Source organism: Cupriavidus sp. GW821-FHT02F09, from assembly GCF_059421605.1.
In genome coordinates, this window is record NZ_JBWKVH010000007.1 from 114391 (window position 1) to 132814 (window position 18424).

At 67.8% G+C, this 18424-nt stretch carries 11 protein-coding genes and 1 other RNA gene; 6 read left to right on the forward strand and 6 right to left on the reverse strand.

The annotated features are described in order from the left end of the window. Positions 1-15 precede the first annotated feature (15 nt). The 3 genes from AC07XB_RS10850 to AC07XB_RS10860 form a co-directional block, all read right to left on the reverse strand. Positions 16-348: a YbaB/EbfC family nucleoid-associated protein gene (locus AC07XB_RS10850; protein WP_006157727.1), complete on the reverse strand. Its 333-nt coding sequence runs from the start codon at positions 346-348 to the stop codon at positions 16-18. 82 nt (positions 349-430) lie between these two features. Then, entirely contained in the window at positions 431-2740 is a 2310-nt protein-coding gene (locus AC07XB_RS10855; protein ID WP_493688064.1) for a DNA polymerase III subunit gamma/tau, read from the reverse strand. 93 nt (positions 2741-2833) lie between these two features. Then, on the reverse strand, positions 2834-5344 hold the full coding sequence (locus tag AC07XB_RS10860) for an adenosylcobalamin-dependent ribonucleoside-diphosphate reductase (protein WP_492373879.1): 2511 nt from the start codon (positions 5342-5344) through the stop codon (positions 2834-2836). 116 nt (positions 5345-5460) lie between these two features. On the opposite strand from AC07XB_RS10860, the gene ffs reads away from it, so the two are divergent. Continuing rightward, positions 5461-5559: signal recognition particle sRNA small type (gene ffs / locus AC07XB_RS10865), an RNA gene on the forward strand. Positions 5560-5742: 183 nt separating this feature from the next. Here ffs and AC07XB_RS10870 read toward each other — a convergent pair. The 3 genes from AC07XB_RS10870 to AC07XB_RS10880 form a co-directional block, all read right to left on the reverse strand. Next, complete coding sequence (locus tag AC07XB_RS10870) at positions 5743-9360, reverse strand: UvrD-helicase domain-containing protein (protein WP_492829204.1); 3618 nt, start codon at positions 9358-9360, stop codon at positions 5743-5745. Further along, positions 9357-12272: a PD-(D/E)XK nuclease family protein gene (locus AC07XB_RS10875; RefSeq protein ID WP_492829202.1), complete on the reverse strand. Its 2916-nt coding sequence runs from the start codon at positions 12270-12272 to the stop codon at positions 9357-9359. Before AC07XB_RS10875 ends, AC07XB_RS10870 begins: the two co-directional genes overlap by 4 nt. A gap of 126 nt (positions 12273-12398) precedes the next feature. Next, positions 12399-12665, reverse strand: coding sequence for a hypothetical protein (locus AC07XB_RS10880; RefSeq protein ID WP_150983336.1), 267 nt, complete (start codon positions 12663-12665; stop codon positions 12399-12401). Between the two features lie 530 nt (positions 12666-13195). Here AC07XB_RS10880 and trxA point away from each other — a divergent pair. From trxA to AC07XB_RS10905, 5 genes are all read left to right on the forward strand, one after another. After that, complete coding sequence (trxA, locus tag AC07XB_RS10885) at positions 13196-13522, forward strand: thioredoxin TrxA (RefSeq protein ID WP_010814265.1); 327 nt, start codon at positions 13196-13198, stop codon at positions 13520-13522. Positions 13523-13710: 188 nt separating this feature from the next. Continuing rightward, on the forward strand, positions 13711-14973 hold the full coding sequence (rho, locus tag AC07XB_RS10890; protein ID WP_043347534.1) for a transcription termination factor Rho: 1263 nt from the start codon (positions 13711-13713) through the stop codon (positions 14971-14973). Positions 14974-15077: 104 nt separating this feature from the next. Further along, a complete protein-coding gene (locus tag AC07XB_RS10895; protein ID WP_492373882.1) occupies positions 15078-15932 on the forward strand; it encodes a M90 family metallopeptidase in 855 nt (284 codons plus the stop codon). Between the two features lie 243 nt (positions 15933-16175). After that, positions 16176-16439, forward strand: a complete 264-nt coding sequence (locus AC07XB_RS10900) for a type B 50S ribosomal protein L31 (protein WP_006157720.1) — start codon at positions 16176-16178, stop codon at positions 16437-16439. A gap of 187 nt (positions 16440-16626) precedes the next feature. Beyond that, positions 16627-18414, forward strand: a complete 1788-nt coding sequence (locus tag AC07XB_RS10905) for an ArnT family glycosyltransferase (protein WP_492373883.1) — start codon at positions 16627-16629, stop codon at positions 18412-18414. Positions 18415-18424: the final 10 nt, after the last annotated feature.

Genomic DNA, 18424 nt, shown 5'->3' on the forward strand with positions numbered 1-18424 from the left:
GGCTCCGTGTCAGGCTCAGAACGGCAGCTTGAAGCCCGGGGGCAACGGCAGGCCGGAGGTCATCGAGCCCATCTTTTCCTGCGAGGTGGCCTCGGCCTTGCGCACGGCGTCGTTGAACGCAGCGGCGACCAGGTCTTCCAGCAGTTCCTTGTCTTCGCCTTCGGCAAGCAGGCTGGGGTCGATGGAGACGCGCTTGACGTCGTTCTTGCAGGTCATCACCACCTTGACCAGGCCGGCGCCGGACTGGCCCTCGACCTCGATCAGGGCAAGCTGCTCCTGCATCTTCTTCATGTTTTCCTGCATCTGCTGGGCTTGCTTCATCAGCCCGGCCAGTTGGCCCTTCATCATGGAGTGCTCCTGATTAGCGTTTGGATAGAAGTTACGGGCCGCCACGCGTCATGGGCGCCGGCAGCCTGGCAAAAATAAGAGGTCAGGCGGCGCGCGGCTGGATCGATCCCTCCAGGATCGTGCCACCGAACTCGCGCAGCAGACCCTGCACGAAGGGATCCCCTTCGATGGTGGCCTCGGCTTCGCGCTGGCGCTCCGCGCGAGCCTGCGCATCCGCGGCGGCGGCGGTATCGGCTACCGCGCCAATCTCGCACTGCACCCGCACGTCGGTGCCGAGGTGCTCGGCCAGCGTCTGCTGCAGGCGCTCGACGACGCCGGCCTCGGTAATGGGCGCCACCGGCGCGCGCAGGTGGAAGGTACGGCCCACGACCTGGACAAGCTCGCTCTGGTAGGCCAGTTGCTGCGCAAGGCCCTTGAGCGGCAGGCTGGCAGCCAGTGCCGGCCACGCGCCGGTAAACACCGGCGGCGTGCCATCTTCGCCGGCCACCGGCGGCTTAGGCGGCGTGAGCCGCACCGGAGCCACGGGTTCGGCCGGGGCAGCTTGCACGGCAGCGGGAGCAGGCGGTGCGGCGCGCGGGGCAGGTTCGCGCCGGGGCGCGGCCTGGCGCGAGGGCATCGGCTCGGGATCGCTGTCGTACGGCCCGATCACGGGCAGGTCGGGCGGGAGGTCTTCCCAGGGCGGCACGTCGCTGCTGCCTGCGTGTTCCCACGGCGGGACGTCGTCGCTCGGGCCGCTGTCGCGGACATCGCGCGCATCCGCGGCGGCTTGCCGCGCGGGCGCAGGCTCCCTGTGCGAAGGGGCTGCGGCCTGGGCGGCACGCATCGGGGCCGCCGGCCTCGACACTGCAGCGGGTGGGCCGGGCGGACGCAAGGGCTGGGCCGAGGGCGGGCGCGCAGCTGGCGCAGCAGCAGCTACGGCTGCAGGCGGCGGCGTGCGCGGGCTGCCCCCTGCGCGCGCGGCGGAGGCCAGGCGCGCCGCGGCCAGCGCCGCACGGGCCGGCGACATCGGCGCCCCGGCGGCGGGAGCGGCTGCCGGCGCGACAGCTGCCGGAGCCGGGCTCAGCGTCCTTGCGGGTGCTGCCGGCGTCGGGGCCGACACTGGCTGTTGTGCCTGGACTGGCGCGGGATCGCCGGCCGGCATCGGCGCGGCCGCACGCAAGCTCGGAGCAACAGGCGCCACGGCGGCGCTGGCTGCGGCCGCATCTGCCGCAACCCGGGCCACCGGCGCAGCGCCACCGCGTGCGCGCGGCGCCTGTTGGCCGCCACCCTGCGCCACCGCAGGTGTGGGGCTGGCCGACGGGCGGAACGCCAGCATGCGCAGCAGCGTCATGGTGAAGCCCGCGTACTCGTCGGGCGCCAGCGCCAGCTCACTGCGGCCAAGGTTGGCGATCTGGTAGAACAACTGCACTTCCTGCGCATCGAAGGCGGCGGCAAAGCGGCGCACTTCGGCGGCTTCCGGCCATTCTTCCTGGACCGAGGCGGGCACCGCCTGCGCCAGCGCGATCTTGTGCAGCAGCGAGGCCAGGTCCTGCAAGGCGCCGGCAAACGACAGGCTGCGATCCGCCATGCCGTCCGCCACCGCCAGCATGGCGGGGCCGTCTTCGGCGGCCAGCGCATCCAGCAACTGCACCAGGTAGCTCTGATCGATCGCGCCCAGCATGCCGCGCACGGCGGCCTCGGATACCTGGCCGGCGCTGTAGGCAATGGCCTGATCGGTCAGCGACAGCGCGTCGCGCATCGAACCGTGGGCGGCCTGGGCCAGCAGGCGCAGCGCATTGGGCTCGCGCACGATGCCCTCCTCGCCCAGCACGTGGTCGAGGTGGCTGACGATATGGCCCGGCGGCATCTGCTTGAGGTTGAATTGCAGGCAGCGCGACAGCACCGTGACCGGGATCTTCTGTGGATCGGTGGTAGCCAGGATGAACTTGACGTGCGCGGGCGGCTCCTCCAGCGTCTTCAGCATGGCGTTGAAGGCGTGGTTGGTCAGCATGTGCACTTCGTCGATCATGTAGACCTTGAAGCGCCCCGCCGTGGGCGCGTACACCGCCTTGTCCAGCAGCGACGCCATTTCATCGACACCGCGGTTGGAGGCCGCGTCCATCTCGATATAGTCGACGAAACGCCCGCTATCGATCTCGGTGCAGGCCTTGCACACCCCGCAAGGTTGCGCGGTGATGTCGCCCGTGCCATCCGGCCCGATGCAATTCAGCGCCTTGGCGAGAATCCGGGACAAGGTGGTCTTGCCGACGCCCCGCGTACCGGTAAACAGGTAGGCATGGTGCAGCCGCTGTTGTTCCAGCGCGTGCGTGAGCGCGCGGACCACGTGCTCCTGGCCGACCAGCGTGGTGAAATCCCGGGGGCGCCATTTGCGCGCTAGCACTTGATAACTCATGGCGGCGATTGTAGCAAAAGGCAGCCGTCCTTCAGGCGGGATTCACGCCCGCTTCACATGGTGGCCAGGTGCGTTGCCCTGCGCCCCAGGCCCCTAGCCACATTCCCCGACATACCCGCAGTTGGCGCACTTGGCGCAGCCATCGACCTTATGCAGGGCATGGGCACCGCACTCCGGGCATGGCTTGCCCGAGCGCAGCCCCATCCCGGCGGCCGGCATGCCAGCGCCACCCGTTGCCGGGGCCGCGCCACCACTGTCAACGGCACCGCCGCCTGGCCCTTCCAGCCCGGCCAGGCGGGCCGCAAGCGCCGCCACCGGCACTTGGATGCCCTCCGCATCGAGGAAACCCCGCTTGATCAGGATGCGCTGCAGGGCATACCCGATCGCCGCCACCTCGGAATCGTGGAAGCGCGGCACCTCGGTGCCGTCCTGGCGCGCCAGCATGCCATAGCGCACCGTGCCTTTATCCCATACAACATTGCGCATATCGGCCAATGCCTTGGCGATCGAGCCCCCGGAACGCGCCACCATCGACAGCAGCCGCATGGTGGACGTGATCCACTGCTGGCCGTCGTTGCGTTGCCCGGCCGGCATGAAAAACTCCACCGGACGCTCCACGGCCACCGGCTTGCCATCGAGCTGGCCGGCCACACGCATGAAATTGACCGTCAGGTAGACCGTCTTGTGCCCCTCGTAAGTCATGTACTCGACCTTGGACGTCACCCCTTCAAGGTCACCCACAGGCCGGCTCGCGAATGGCTTGCGCAGCGGGTCATCCGTCACAGCGGCCGTGGCGGGCGCAGCCGGGGCGCCGGCCGGCGGCGGCGTCACCGACAGCACCGCGCCCAGCACGCTATTGGGGCGGTAGGTGGCAAGCCCCTTCAGCCCCGCGCGCCAGGCTTCCAGGTAAAGATTGCGGAAGGCCTCGTATGGATAGTCCTCCGGCACGTTCACCGTCTTGCTGATGCTGGTGTCGATATAGGGCTGGACCGCCTCGAGCATCTTCATATGATCGAGCGCCGACATCTGCAGCGCCGTGACGAAACTGTCAGGCAACTGCGCCATATCACCGCCGAGGTGGCGATAAAGGCGCCAGGCATGATCGGCCACCTCGAACACCTTGTAGCTATCGTCCGCCATGCGCTTCTTGCGGTTGTAGGTCCACGAGAAAGCGGGCTCGATGCCGTTCGACGCGTTGTCGGCGAACGCCAGCGTGATGGTGCCGGTCGGGGCGATCGACAGCAGGTGCGAGTTGCGGATGCCGTCGCGGCCGATGGCGTCACGCACCGCCGCCGGCAGGCGCCGCGCGAAGCCGCTGGCCAGGTAGGCCTCGGCCTTGAAGAGGGGGAAGGCGCCCTTCTCCCGCGCCAGCCCGGCCGAGGCCAGGTAGGCTGTGTCGCGCAGGGTCTGCGCGATGCGCGCAGCCAGCGCGCGCCCCGCCTCGGCGTCATAGCGGATGCCCAGCATCACCAGCGCGCTGCCCAGCCCGAGGAAGCCCAGGCCAATGCGCCGCTTGGCATGCGCCTCGGCCTGCTGCTCCGGCAACGGCCAGTAGGTAACGTCGAGCACGTTGTCGAGCATGCGCACCGCCAGCCGCACCACCTCGGCGAAGGCTTCGAAATCAAAGCGGCTGTCCGTGCCGAAGGGCTGGCGCACGAAACGGGTCAGGTCGATCGAGCCGAGGTCGCAGCAGCCATAGGACGGCAGCGGCTGCTCCGCGCAGGGATTGGTGGCCTCAATGCGCTCGCAGTAATAAAGATTGTTGTCGTCGTTGATGTGCGACAGAAACAAGATGCCGGGCTCCGCATGGTCGTAGGTAGCCTGCATCACCTGATCCCACAGCTGGCGAGCCGGCACGCGGCGATAGGCCCACTGGCCGTCGTCGCGCCGGTACGCGCCCGCGGCGATGGTTTCCGCCGCGGGCTCGGCCTCGTGCACCAGCTCGACCTCGCCATCGGCCTCGACTGCGCGCATGAAGTCATCACTGACGCCGATCGAGATATTGAAGTTGGTCAGGTCGCCGCGGTCCTTGGCGTGGATGAAGGTCTCGATATCCGGGTGGTCGCAGCGCAGCACGCCCATCTGCGCGCCACGGCGCGAACCGGCAGATTCCACCGTGGCGCAGGAGGCATCGAACACCTTCATGAACGACACGGGCCCCGAAGCGCGCGAGTGCGTGCCCCTCACCAGCGCGCCGGCTGGGCGGATCGCGGAGAAGTCGTAGCCCACGCCGCCGCCACGCCGCATGGTCTCCGCCGCCTGCGCCACCGCGGCGTAGATGCTCGGCTTGCCGCCACGCGCCTCGGAAACTGAGTCCCCCACCGGCTGCACGAAGCAGTTGATCAGCGTGGCCTCGATGCGCGTGCCGGCCGCCGAGTTGATCCGCCCCGCCGGCACGAAGCCCTGCTCCTGTGCCCACAGGAAGCGCTCGGCCCATTGCGCGCGCTGCGCCTCGGGCTCTGCCTCGGCCAGCGCGCGCGCCACCCGCTGGCGCACGTCGGCGGCGGTCGCCTCCTCACCCTTGGCGTACTTCTCCAGCAGGACTTCCGTGGAGATGTCCTGGGGCGGCAGCGTGGCGCGGAGCATCTGGTCTTTGGCATTCATCGTGGATCTCGCAGGTGTCTGGGTTGCATGGCTCAATCAAGCGACTCAATCAATTTACGCAATCAATTTCGCGGAAAACTGCCGGACCCGCCCGCTCTGGGTTACAATGCCGACCGGACGGGCCTCCTCGCATGGTGGCGCGGTCAACCTGGTCAGGTCGGGAACGAAGCAGCCACAGCCGTTTTCCGCCAGTGCCGAGGGTCAGGCTCGTCCCCCTAACATCCCCCTAGCTGTATTGCGCAGCTATCCAGCCGCAGCTGTCCAGCAGTAACTCCCCTCGCATCATCGCGCTTTCTTCAAGTCTGCGCATCAGGCCGCCGATAGCACAATGTTCGGCAGGGCCTCGCTGAATTCGCATCCACGCAATGCCCTCCCGTTTCCCATGATCCAGGACTCGCCTAGAACAGCGTGCCCTGGCGCGACGTTTGCAGCGCATCCGCCGCAATCCACTCCCCATCGGCCGTGGCCACGCCGGCCTCGACCCGCCGCCCGGGGAACATGGGCCTGACCGCTGCCACATAGCCTGCGAGCTGCTGCGCGTAGGCCGCGTGCTCCTGCGGCAGCAGGCGCAGCTTGTAATCGATGATCACCACCCGATCGGCAAACTCCACCAGGCGGTCGATCCGCAGCAGGCGGCCACGCGCATCGTAAAGCTCGACCTCATTGCGGGCGCTGAGCGCGCCCTGCGGGAACAGCAACGGCCGCAATGCCGGCGCCTCCAGCATCAATCGCGCGCCTTCGACCGCGGCATGCGCCTGGTGCCGCCACAGCGTGCGCGCCTGCGCTGTACCGGCTCCTGCCAGCGGGAACCAGCGCATCACCACCTCGGGCGTGGGCAAGCCCTCGAACGCCTCCGGGTAGCGCGTCACGCGTTCCAGCAGCGCGTGCAACAGTTCGCCATGGCGCGCCGCGTCGGCATCGAACACAATCGTGTGGTCGCCGTCCTCGCTCGTGGCGGCGCCCTGCCCCGCCTCCTCGTCCTCCCACGCCAGCACCGGCGCCAGGCTCTCGGCCGCTTCACGGTAACGCTGGCGAAAATCGGTAAAGCGCACGCATGCATCACTGCCGGCAGCGGCATCCGCCACGTCCTGCGCGGTGGCCGCCGGAAAGGGCTCGACTTCCACGCCGACGCCGGCCGCAAGCAGCCGCGCATACCAGCTACCGGCGATCTCGCGGTTGCCCTCGGCGCTGTCGGCGCTGCGCGATGCGCGCCCCTTGACACCGCTCACCAGCAAGCCCTGGCGCGCGCGCGTCATCGCCACATAGAGCAGGTTCCAGTTCTCGCGTTCGGCCAAGGCGGCCTCAGCCTCGAACAACGGCGCGCGAGCGAGCCCGCGCGTGCTGCGCTTGCCATAGGCGGAAAAATGCACCGGCACGCTTGAGGACGGCGGCCAGTCGATCAGGATGCCGCTCCGATCCGCGGCGGCGTCGCTATGATTTGCGTCGAGCAGCACGACGAACGGGGCCTCCAGCCCCTTGGCGGCGTGCACGGTGAGGATGTGGACCGCGTCCTGCGCATTGTCGGTGGCGTCGTCGGCATCGGCCTCGCCTTCCGCGTCTTCGGCGCTATCGGCCATGCCGCCTTCATCCGGGCTTTCGCCTTCTTCGCCGCGCCGGATTTCCTGCAACTCGTCGATGAACTTGGGCAGGCTCGGGTAGCGCCCGCCATCGAGGTCAAGCGAGAGCTTGAGGAAGGCATCGAGGTTGGCTAGTACCTGGTCGCGGATCTCGGCCGGCGCGGCCTCGGCGTAGCGCCGGCGCACTTCGCCGCCATGGTAGATGTGGTCGATCAGGTCATGCACCGGGCGATGCGGCGCCACCTCAAGCCAGTGGCGCAGGCGCGCGACGCCATCGCGCAGCGCCGGGCTGCCGAATTCGGGCAGCCCCTGCTCCCGCAGGCAGGCCCACCAGCCTGGCCGCGGCTCGCGCGCCTGGGCCATCTGCGCGATGGCGATCAGGTCCTCGTCGGTCGCGCCCACCAGCGGGCTCTTGAGCACATGGGCCAGGTCCAGGTCAGACTCCGGCGTCATCAGGAACGCCAGCAGCGCGGACAGGTCGAGCGCTTCCAGCGTAGCCAGCAAACCGCCGCGGCGCGGGCTCAGGCAGGGAATGCCGGCCTCGCGGAAAGCGCGCTCGTACTCCGCCAGATGCGTCTTGCGGCGCACCAGCAAGTGCACATCGCTCCAGCGCGCGGGCCGCGGGCCATTGCTGTCGGCAACCGGCACCGTGGCGCGGACATGCTTTAGCCAGGCCGCCACGCGCCGGCCCTCTTCGAGCCGCAGCGAATCGCCTTCGTGCTGGCGCGGCTGCGTCAGCGTATCGCGGTGGATGGCGGGGTCCCGCTCGGCTTCATCGTCATCGCTAGCCGCGTCGTCCTGCGGTGCCGGCTCTGCCTCGGGCTCGACCAGTGGCAACAGCCACACCGGGCCGCCGGGCTCGTCCAGTGCGGTCGTCTGCGTCTCGAACAGCGGATAGCGCCCGTCGGCGCGCGCGGTGTCGAACACCGCGTTGACCCAATCGAGCACTTCCGGGCGGTTACGGCGGGTGCGGTTGGTCCGCAGCACGGTGGCGCCGAAACCCGACTGCAGCATCTCGCCGGCGGTCTGGAACAGGCGCGCATCGGCGCGGCGGAAGCGATAGATCGATTGCTTGGGGTCGCCCACCAGGAATACCGTGGGCCGCTCACCCAGGCCTGCGTAGCCGGCCAGCCAGCCCTGCAGGATGCGCCATTGCAACGGGTTGGTATCCTGGAACTCGTCGAGCAACAGGTGGCGGTAGCGCGCATCGAGCCGGACTTGCAGGTAGGTCGCGGTCTCTTCGTCGCGCATCAGCCGCGCGGCCAGCCATTCGAGGTCGGCGAAGTCCATCGCGCGCTGCTCGGACTTGTGGTGCTGGTAGCGCGTCAGCAGCGCGTCGCCCAGTTCATACAGCGCCAGGTTGACCGCCAGCACCGCGGCCTCGCAGCGGCGTTGCGCGACCTGCTCCAGCGCGGCGCACATGTCGCCGTGCTCGGCGAGGAACGCATCGACCATCGCCTCGCCACCGAGCGCTTTGGTCAGCGCCGTGGTGGCGCGTAGCGATCGCGGCTTGCCGGCGGCGGTAAAAAACGCGTCGCGCAATATCGCGAAGGTGCGCTCGGCGGGCTCGCCCTCTTCGGCGCCCGCCTCGCGCCAAGCGCGGATCGCCAGGATCGCATCGGCCAGGCGCGTAGCGTGAGCCTGCTCGGTCTTGCCGCCCCGGCCCAGTTGCAACGCCATGCCCTGGCAAGCGTCAAGCCAGCCGTCATCGGCCAGCACGTCCAGCAGCACGTCGACCTGGGCATCCTCGCCCAGGTCCGCGGCGAGCGCCTCGGCGGGATCGGCGCTTTCGCGGAACGCAAACCACTCGCTGCGCGCATGGAACATGGCGTCGAGCAAGGCCCGCGCCTGGAACTCGCCGATGGCATCCACCAGCCGCTCGAAGGCGACGCGCAGGTTGGCATACGGCGGCGTGGCCAGGGCCTGCCAGAACGGCGCCCAGGCCTCGCGCTTCATGCGCAGTGCGTCTTCGCGCAGCGTGGCGCCCGGCACGATGCCCGACGCCAGCGGCGCGCCGCGCAGCAGCGTGCCAAACCAGCCGTGGAAGGTATCGATGGCCATGCGCCCGGGCGCGGCCAGCACCTGTGCATGCAGGCCGCGCGCGCGCGGCAGCGCGGCGCGTGCGGCATCGGGCGACAGCCCGCGCTGCGTGAGCGCGGCAATCACCGCGTCGTCATCGTCGCGCGCGAGCTGCGCCAGCACTTCCAGCAAGCGCTCGCGCATTTCCTCCGCGGCCTTGCGCGTGAAGGTGATGGCGAGGATCTCGTGCGGCGCCGCGCCGGCCAGCAGCAGGCGCAGCAGGCGCGCCACCAGCAGCCAGGTCTTGCCGCTGCCCGCGCAAGCCTCGACCACCACGGAGCTGGCGGGGTCGCAGGCCGCGCGCGTGAACTCGGCCTCGGCCACCGGCTGGCCATCGCGCAGATAGGCGTGGATGCTCATGCGCGGCCTCCGATCCCCGGCGGCAACGCCGTGCTTTCCCAGAAGCCCTTGCGACACAGGCCGCGGGCGGTGCAGTAGGTGCATGCGCTGGCGTCCCCGAAGGCCGGCAGCGGCGCGTCCTGGCGCAGGCGCATCACGTCGCTGCGCAGTTGTTGTTCGAGCCACGCCACTGCGGCATCGAAGTCAGGCAGGCTCACTTCGCGCTGTGGCGCCGGCGGCCCGTCCTTCGCGCCTTCGAGCGCCACCCAGCTGCCAGCGGCAACGTCGGCGCGCAGCAATCCATAAAACGGCAACTGGCAATCCTCTTCCACGTCCCCGACCTTGCGCTTCAAGCGCAGCACGGTCTGGGTCTTGTAATCGAGCACCGCGCGGCTGCCGTCGCGCGCGCGATCGAGCCGGTCGATGCGGCCATTGACGCGCAGCGGCTGGCCGTCGGGCATGGGCAGGTCGACAGCGGCATCGAGCTCGCCATCGTCCCAAAACCAGCCCTGTGCCTCGCGTTCAGCCTGCCATGCCACGTAGGACGGCAGCACTTCGCACCAGCGGCGGTAGTAGCCGATGGCGTTGCCGTCTTCCTTCATCAGCGCGCCGAACTCGTGATCGGAAATCTCGCGCAGGCGCGCCAGGCGAGCATCTTCACGGCGCAAGCCGTCCTGCGACGCTTCGCGGTGGTAACGCAGCAGCACGCGGTGCAGCAGCTCGCCGATGTCGCGTTTTTCGAGGTCGTCGCTGACGACTTCCAGCCCCGCCAGCCCGAGCATGCGGCCGGCAAAAAACTGGTAGGGACAGCGACGCAGCATGTTGTACGCCTGCGCGCTCCAGCGCGCAGGCACCAGCTCCGATGCCGCGGGCGCGGGCATGCCGTCCACCTCGGCGAAGGTCTCGTGCAGCACCGGCAGCGCGCTCGCCTCGATCGGCGCGCCCGCGCGCGAGCACAGCGCGCTGAGCCGCTCGATCCAGCCCGACACATGCTTGGGCTCGCCACGCGCGCCAAGGCGCTGCCAGGTGAGCACCACGTCGTCGTTGTTCAGCAGGACCTCGGCCAGGTCGCGCGCCTGCTGGGCGAAGCGCACCTCGCGGTCTTCCAGTGCGAGCTCGCGCCGCATCTGGTTGGAGAAGAACATCAGCTCGGCCGCGCTGGAGGGAAGCTGCGTGTCGTCGCACCCCACCACCACGACCCCATCGAAGCGGCGCATGCGCGCGCCGTTAAGCGGCAGGATGGTGATGCGCGCGGCGCCGCTGGCCGAAGGCTCCTTGTAGGCAACCGACTCAAGCAAGGCTGACAGCATGGAGCGGAATTCGCCGAGATTGAGCGTGGCGCCGGCACCCGTCTCGTCCTGCGGCAGGTCGGCAAGGCGCGCCAGCGCATCGAGCATTTGTGTGCCCGCATCGTCGGCAGACAATGCCTCGCGCATGCCGAGCACATCCAGCGTGGCATCGAGGCGTTCCAGCCAGGTCGAGACCGGGTGCTGTGCGTTGCCGCGCGGCCACGCGCCGGCTTCGGCCGCAAGGTGCTGCACCAGCTCGCAAGCGGCCTGCCGGGCGGCGCGGCGCGCGTCGTCTTGCGCGGCGTCGCCGGCGTTGCTATCGCCGCCGGCCTGGTCGGCCGTATCAGGACGGAAGCGCTGCTGCAAGCGGCGCCAGCCACCGCTGATGCCGTCGCGCCGGATCTGCCGCTCCAGCGCGGCAATGGCCTCGCCGCGCAACGCGAAGTCTGGCAGGCAAAACGGGCTCTTTAGCAGGTCGAGCAAGGCCGAGGTATCGCCGTCCTGGTTGAGCAGGTCGAACCATCGCATCAGCGCAGCCGCGGCTCGCGTGGTCGAGAGCTTCCAGCCGGTTTCATCGCGCACCGGCGCGCCGGCCCGCGCCAGCAACGCGCGCGCGCGCCGCGCTACTACGCGATCGTGCGCCACCAGCGCCACGTGGCGGCGGCCGTCGTTGAGCCACTGCACCAGTTGCTCGGCGGCAGCGCCGGCCTCGTCCTCGAAGCGCGCGCTGCCGATCACGCGCACGCGCGGGCGCTCGGCCGGCAGGCTACGTGGCGCGCGGCGCGCGGCGGCTTCGTTCGCGCCAGGCAGCCGCGCCTCGGGCCACAGTGCCAGCAAGGTGTCGTACCAGTCGAGCTCCCCGTCCTCATCGCCCAAATCGGCATCGAGCGCGCTGCTCGGCGCCTGCGCGGACTGCGCGGTCCAGTCGTAGCCGATGCGGATCACCGGCACGAGCTCGGCGGCCTGCCGCAGGAACGCTTCCTCGATCGGCTGGGGCGGCGTTGGCCCGAGCCAGATGACCGGGCCGTCCAGGTGCTGGGCCAGCCGGTGCAGCGCGCGCCGGCGCGCGGGCAGCGGATCGTCCGGGCCGGACAAGGCTTGCCAGAAGGCCATCACGATGCGGGCTTCCTCTCCGAGGAAGCGGGAGGACAGATGCGCGTAGGTCCGCTCCAGCGCGCCCTGCAGCAAGGCCGCGCGATCGTCCCCATCGACATCTTCATCGCGGATGGCGTCATCGTCGAGCCAGCGTGCGCTCAGTTCGTCGCTGATGGCGAGCAGCGTCTGCGCCAGCCCCCACGCCGCGGCCTCGGTCTGCGCGCCAAATGCGCGCCGCAGCCATTCCTGCGCACGGATGGCCTGCTGCACGGCCAGTAGCCGCGCCGCATGGCTGCGCACCGGGATCGGGTCGGGTGGCAAGTCGAGCAGCCAGTGGCCAATGGTGACGACCCGCGGCAGCAGCCGCGGCTTGCCGGCCGCGCGCGCGGCGGCATCCAGCGCCTGGCGCACGCCGGGGATCTGCGCAGCGGTGGGCACCACCACATGCGCGGCGGCTTGCTGCTCCCCGCAATGGTCGAGGAAATACCAGGCCGCGGCGGCGGCCTGCGGCAGGAAGTCGGGGCCGGGACGAAATTGCAGCGAGGTCATGAAGCGAGAGTAACGGCCGGATCGGATGCCATGGCGAGAAAGCGCACGGCGGTCAGCGCGCGCAGCAGGGCATCGCGCACGGGATGCGCGAAAGACGCGGGAATAACCGGCGAGCCCGGAGAGCCCTCAGTGACTGCCGGCCTCGAGGCGCGAGCGGATTTCGCGCGCGGTCTCCAGCAGGCCCTGGTAGCCGGAGCGTGCGTGCTCTGGCAGGTCGGGGTCGCCCACCAGCGTGCCCAGGGTCTCGATGACGCTGTAAAGGAGGCCCTTGGCCGCGCCGCCGGCAATGCTCTCTTGCTCGACCGCGGCATTGATGTGATCCAGCGCGTCGCTCAAGTGTTCCACTTCGGGGGGTTGCTGCGGATCCGGCTTGGAAGGGGTGTCTGGCGTCATGGTCTGTAGCCTTGTCTGTTGCGCGGAAAGGCGCCGGGCCGAGGCCGGGCGCATGATTCTATTCTACGCGCCCAGGGGCGCCGCGCGACCTTTGCATCGCATTGGATTGCGTTTGCTCAAGCCCCCCGCGCCGCGTATCAAAGCCGTGGCGGCGTTACTCATAAGTCACACATCAGGCACCTGACGGCGAGCTTCGGCGCGGCTCCCGATTGATAAAAGCTCTTGCGCCGATTAATACAATCATCCCACCAGGCTTGGCTTCGCGGGCAGAATGGTGCTACACGCCGCCGCATCGGCGGGTTTCATCACCGCGTACGGCAGCGCACCGTGAGGTTGATGGGCAGGGTATTGAATTCCCATCAACTGGTAACATATGAGCAACATCCCGCCAATCGTGGCTGTCCCGTCGCTCGGGACAAGCCCGCACCGGGTAAGGCGCGTGCCTACAGGTATGCGCAAACTCGTGTAATGTAGCGGTTCGGCAAATCCCGCCTTCAAATTAAACAGAGCGAAACCAGAGGTTTTCCGCCATGAGTGAACAAATCAAGTATGTGAGCGACGCCTCCTTCGACGCAGACGTGCTCCAGTCCGACAAGCCTGTCCTGCTCGACTTCTGGGCAGAATGGTGCGGTCCTTGCAAGATGATCGCCCCGATCCTGGACGAAGTGGCCAAGGACTACGGCGACAAGCTGCAGATCGCGAAGATCAACGTCGATGAGAACCAGCAAGTGCCGGCCAAGTTCGGCATTCGCGGCATCCCCACGCTGATCCTGTTCAAGAATGGCGCGGTTGCCGCGCAAAAGGTTGGCGCGCTGTCCAAGTCGCAGTTGACCGCATTCCTCGACGGCAATCTGTAATATGCCGGCCCGGGGCGCGGCGCCATCAGGCGCCCCCCCGGTGTAGCCACAATCCGACGTGCGTGCGCCTTCCCTGGCGCACCGTCCGGATTGTGCTAAGATGGCATCAACAACTTCCCCGAGCGTTCGCTCATTTCCTCCCCCTCCTTTAGGTCCAGCCCGTCCGGGCGCCTCTGTACCCCTCGTCTATGCACCTGACAGAACTCAAATCGCTTCACGTGTCTGCGCTTCTCGAAATGGCCGCGACCCTCGAGATCGACAACGCACAACGGATGCGCAAACAGGAGCTGATGTTTGCGATCCTGAAGAAGCGCGCCAAGCTGGGCGAAATCATCTTTGGTGACGGCACCCTGGAAGTCCTGCCGGACGGCTTCGGCTTCCTGCGCTCGCCCGAGACCTCCTACCTGGCAAGCACGGACGACATCTACATCAGCCCTTCGCAGATCCGCCGCTTCAACCTGCATACCGGCGACACGATCGAGGGCGAAGTACGGACCCCCAAGGACGGCGAGCGCTATTTCGCACTGGTGAAGGTGGACAAGGTCAACGGTCAAGCACCTGAAGCGGTCAAGAACCGCATCATGTTCGAGAACCTGACGCCGCTGCACCCGAACCGGCCGCTGACGCTGGAGCGCGAAATCCGCGCCGAGGAAAACATCACCGGCCGAATCATCGACATGATCGCGCCGATCGGCCGTGGCCAGCGCGCCCTGCTGGTGTCCTCGCCCAAGTCCGGCAAGACCGTGATGCTGCAGCACATCGCCCACGCGATTGCGAACAACCATCCGGAAGCGGACCTGTTCGTGCTGCTGATCGACGAACGCCCGGAAGAAGTGACCGAAATGATGCGCTCGGTGCGCGGTGAAGTGGTGGCGTCGACCTTCGACGAACCCGCCATCCGCCACGTGCAGGTCGCTGAAATGGTGATCGAAAAGGCCAAGCGCCTGGTCGAGCTCAAGCGCGACGTGGTGATCCTGCTGGACTCGATCACCCGCCTGGCACGTGCCTATAACACGGTGGTGCCGGCCTCGGGCAAGGTGCTGACTGGTGGTGTGGACGCCAACGCGCTGCAACGCCCCAAGCGCTTCTTCGGCGCTGCGCGTAACCTGGAAGAAGGCGGCTCGCTGACCATCATCGCCACCGCGCTGATCGAAACCGGCAGCCGCATGGACGACGTGATCTACGAAGAGTTCAAGGGCACCGGCAACATGGAAGTGCACCTGGAACGCCGCCTGGCGGAAAAGCGCGTCTATCCGTCGATCAACCTGAACAAGTCCGGCACGCGCCGCGAAGAACTGCTGATCAAGCCCGAGATCCTGCAAAAGGTCTGGGTGCTGCGCAAGTTCATCTCGGACATGGATGAAGTGCAGGCCATGGAGTTCATTCTCGACAAGATGAAGGCGACCAAGAACAACGCCGAGTTTTTCGATATGATGCGCAGAGGCGGCTGATCGTTCGCTATGCCGCGCGCTGCGGTTCGCGCGCTGGCAATGCACTGGAAGGGCGCGCCTCGGCGCGCCCTTTTGCATTTCCGCCCTGTGCCTGCAGGAGTCCCATGTTCGGCCGACTGAGCCACTTCCTGCGTGCGCGCTCGCGCGTGCGCAAACTCGAACACTACGCCATTCCCGACGCGCTGTGGGCGCACACGGTGGCCACGCTGCCGTTCGTGCAGCGCTATGGCGCCGCCGAGCTCGCCGCCTTGCGCGAGCTCGCCACCCTGTTCATCGCCGACAAGGAATACTCCACCGCGCACGACCTGCCGCTCACCGACGAGATGGTGACGAGCGTCGCGCTGCAAGCCTGCGTGCCCATTCTCAAGCTGGGCATCGAGTGGTATCGCGGCTGGCGCGGCATCGTGCTCTACCCCGGCGAATTCGTCATCCGCCGCACCGTCGAGGACGAGATCGGGCTGGTGCATGGCGTGGTCGAGCAAGCCAGTGGTGAAGCCTGGGAACACGGACCGGTCATCCTTTCCTGGCCTGATGTGCAGACGCCCGGCGCCGGACTGAATGCACGCCATGCCCACCACCCCGATGACACCTACAACGTAGTCATCCACGAGTTCGCCCACAAGCTCGACATGCTCGACGGCGAGCCGGACGGCGTGCCGCCCTTCTCACGCGTGCTCCATCCGGGCATCGACCGAGAGCAATGGGCCGAGTCCTTCCTCACAGAGTACGACCGCTTCGCGGACGCCTGCGAGCAGCAGTCCGACCATGCCTGGGACCATCCGGAACGGCTGCCGCCCGCGCTGCGGGTGATCGACCCATATGGCTGCGAGGCGCCGAGCGAGTTCTTCGCCGTGGCCTCGGAGACCTTCTTTGTCGAGCCGGCCGGCCTTCGCAGGCACTGGCCGGTCCTCTATGATTCGCTCGCGGCGTTCTATCGTCAGGATCCGGCCTCGATGTGATCGAAGATCAACCTTTCGGCACCCTCGGCCGCCGTGCGCATCGCGCACTCAAAACTTGCCCAGCTTTTTGTTTTTCTGCGATAATCCCGGATTGTCCGTTATCGGCAAGTGGTTCGTTCGCCGCAACGCTGCCAGTGCAATCAGCGCATCCAGCTTCTGGCGCTTTTTTTAGCGCTTTTGGCAATGGCAGCAGCAGCAGCACGGCAAACAACGGACTGGCTACCCAACCTGAAAGGAAACACCATGAAAGAAGGCATTCACCCGAATTATCGCGAAGTCGTATTCCTCGACGTGTCGAACGACTTCAGCTTTGTGACCCGCTCGACCATCCAGACGCGCGACACGATCACCCGCGACGGCAAGGAATACCCGCTGGCCAAGATCGAAGTGTCGTCGGAATCGCACCCGTTCTACACCGGCACCCAGAAGATCATGGACACGGCCGGCCGCGTCGAGAAGTTCCGTCAGAAGTTCGGCAGCAAGCTGAACAAGCTCACCGCGAAGTAATTCGCCGCGAGCCCGCTCGCTGCATGGCCTCGGACAAAATGCTCCGGCGCCGCGCACCCAAGCAAAGAGGCAGCATCGGCTGCCTCTTTGCTTTTGCAGCCTCCGCGCGATCGGCACCAACCGGCGCCCTGCGGACGCAGCTAACCGGGAGCGCCCCGCCCCGGCGGCCCCCTAGACCCACCAATCAATGAGCGCAGCCAAGACTTCCCGTGTCCACCTGACCGCAGCCGCCACCGGTACGCTTCCGCGCGCACTGTTGCTGGCCATCTGCATCATTTACGGCCTGGCTGGCCTGTTCGGCCGCGATCCGTGGAAAAACGAGGATGCGGCCGGCTTCGGCGTGATGTGGCAACTGGCCACCGGCGGCACCCAGGACTGGCTGATGCCCAATATCGTGGGCCGCCCTTACGGCGAAGACGGCCCGCTGGTGTTCTGGGTTGGCGCCCTGATGATCCGCCTGTTTGGCGGCTGGCTTGGCGCGCCGGACGCGTCGCGCATCGCCACGGCACTCTTTTACTTCGGCACCTGTTCACTGATCTGGTACGCGACCTACCTGCTCGGCCGGCGTGCCGAGGTCCAGCCTTTCGCCTATGTCTTCGGCGGCCAGCCCAACGCGCGCGACTACGGCCGCACGCTGGCCGACGGCGCCCTGCTGATCTTCCTGGCCTGCGTGGGCCTGGCCATGCGCGGCCACGAAACCACGCCACAGGTTGGGCAGGTTTGCTTTGTCGCCATGAGCCTGTATGGCATGGTGCGCAGCCTGGACAAGCCAATCCAAGGTGGCATCTGGCTGGGCGTCGGGCTGGGCGCGCTGACCCTGTCCAGCGGGCCAGTCATTCCGCTGGTCTTGCTGGCGTCGGTCATCATCTGCGGCCTGGCCTGCAAGCCCCTGCCCCTGCCGCGCGTGCTGCTGGCAAGCGTGCCGCTGGCACTGGCGCTGGTGGCAGCCTGGATGGCCGCCGCCTACTTCGGCGCGACCGACCACAACGATGCCGTGACTTTTATCCGCGAGTGGTCGCGCTACGATCGCCGCACCTATGGCGCGCCGAACGCCGCTGCGCTCAACTTCATTGCACGCAACCTGCTGCTGTTTACCTGGCCGGTGTGGCCAATTGCCTGCTGGGCCTGGCTGAGCTGGTCGGGCATGCGCCGTGCGCCGCATGTGGCGCTGCCCCTGGCGATGCTGCTGCCGCCGCTGCTGCTGCTGTTTCTGCTGCGTGCGCCGGGCGACGTACAGTTCATCCTGCTGCTGCCGCCGATGGCCGTGCTTGCCGCGTTCGGGTTGCCGACGCTCACGCGCGCCGCCATCAACGCGATCGACTGGTTCGCCTTGCTGTTCTTCACCATCTTCGGCGGCTTCGTCTGGTTCATGTGGATCGCCAGGACGACGGGCCAGCCTCCGCGCGTCGCGGCCAATATCTATCGCCTGCTGCCGGGCTTCCAGCAAGACTTCACCGTCAGCGCAGTCGTCTATGCGCTGCTGGTGACGGCAGCCTGGATCCTGATCGTGCGCTGGCGCCTGTCGCGCGCGCCGAAGCAGATCTGGCGCCCGGTGGTGATTTCGGCCGCCGGCACCACCCTGATGTGGGTGCTGGCCATGACGCTGTGGATGCCTTCGATCAACTACGGCAAGACCTATCGGGACGTGGCCCAGGCCGCCTCGATGGCGCTGCCCACGGCGTATAACTGCGTGCAGCCGATTCGCATGGGCGACGCGCAGCTGGCTTCGTTTGCCTATTTCGGCCATATCCGCTTTGGCGGCCCGGATGACGGCTGCGACGTCCTGCTGCGCCACGACCCCGTCGACTACGGCGAGCCCACCAGCATCTCGCACTTCGAATGGCGCCTGATCTGGGAAGGCCGGCGCCCCTCCGATCGCGACGAGCGCTTCCGCATGTATCGCCTGGTCGATATGTCCCGGGTCGCACCACCCCGGCCCAGCCTGCCTGGACGCCGGCTGCCAAGCCACCCCTGACGTGGCGGCG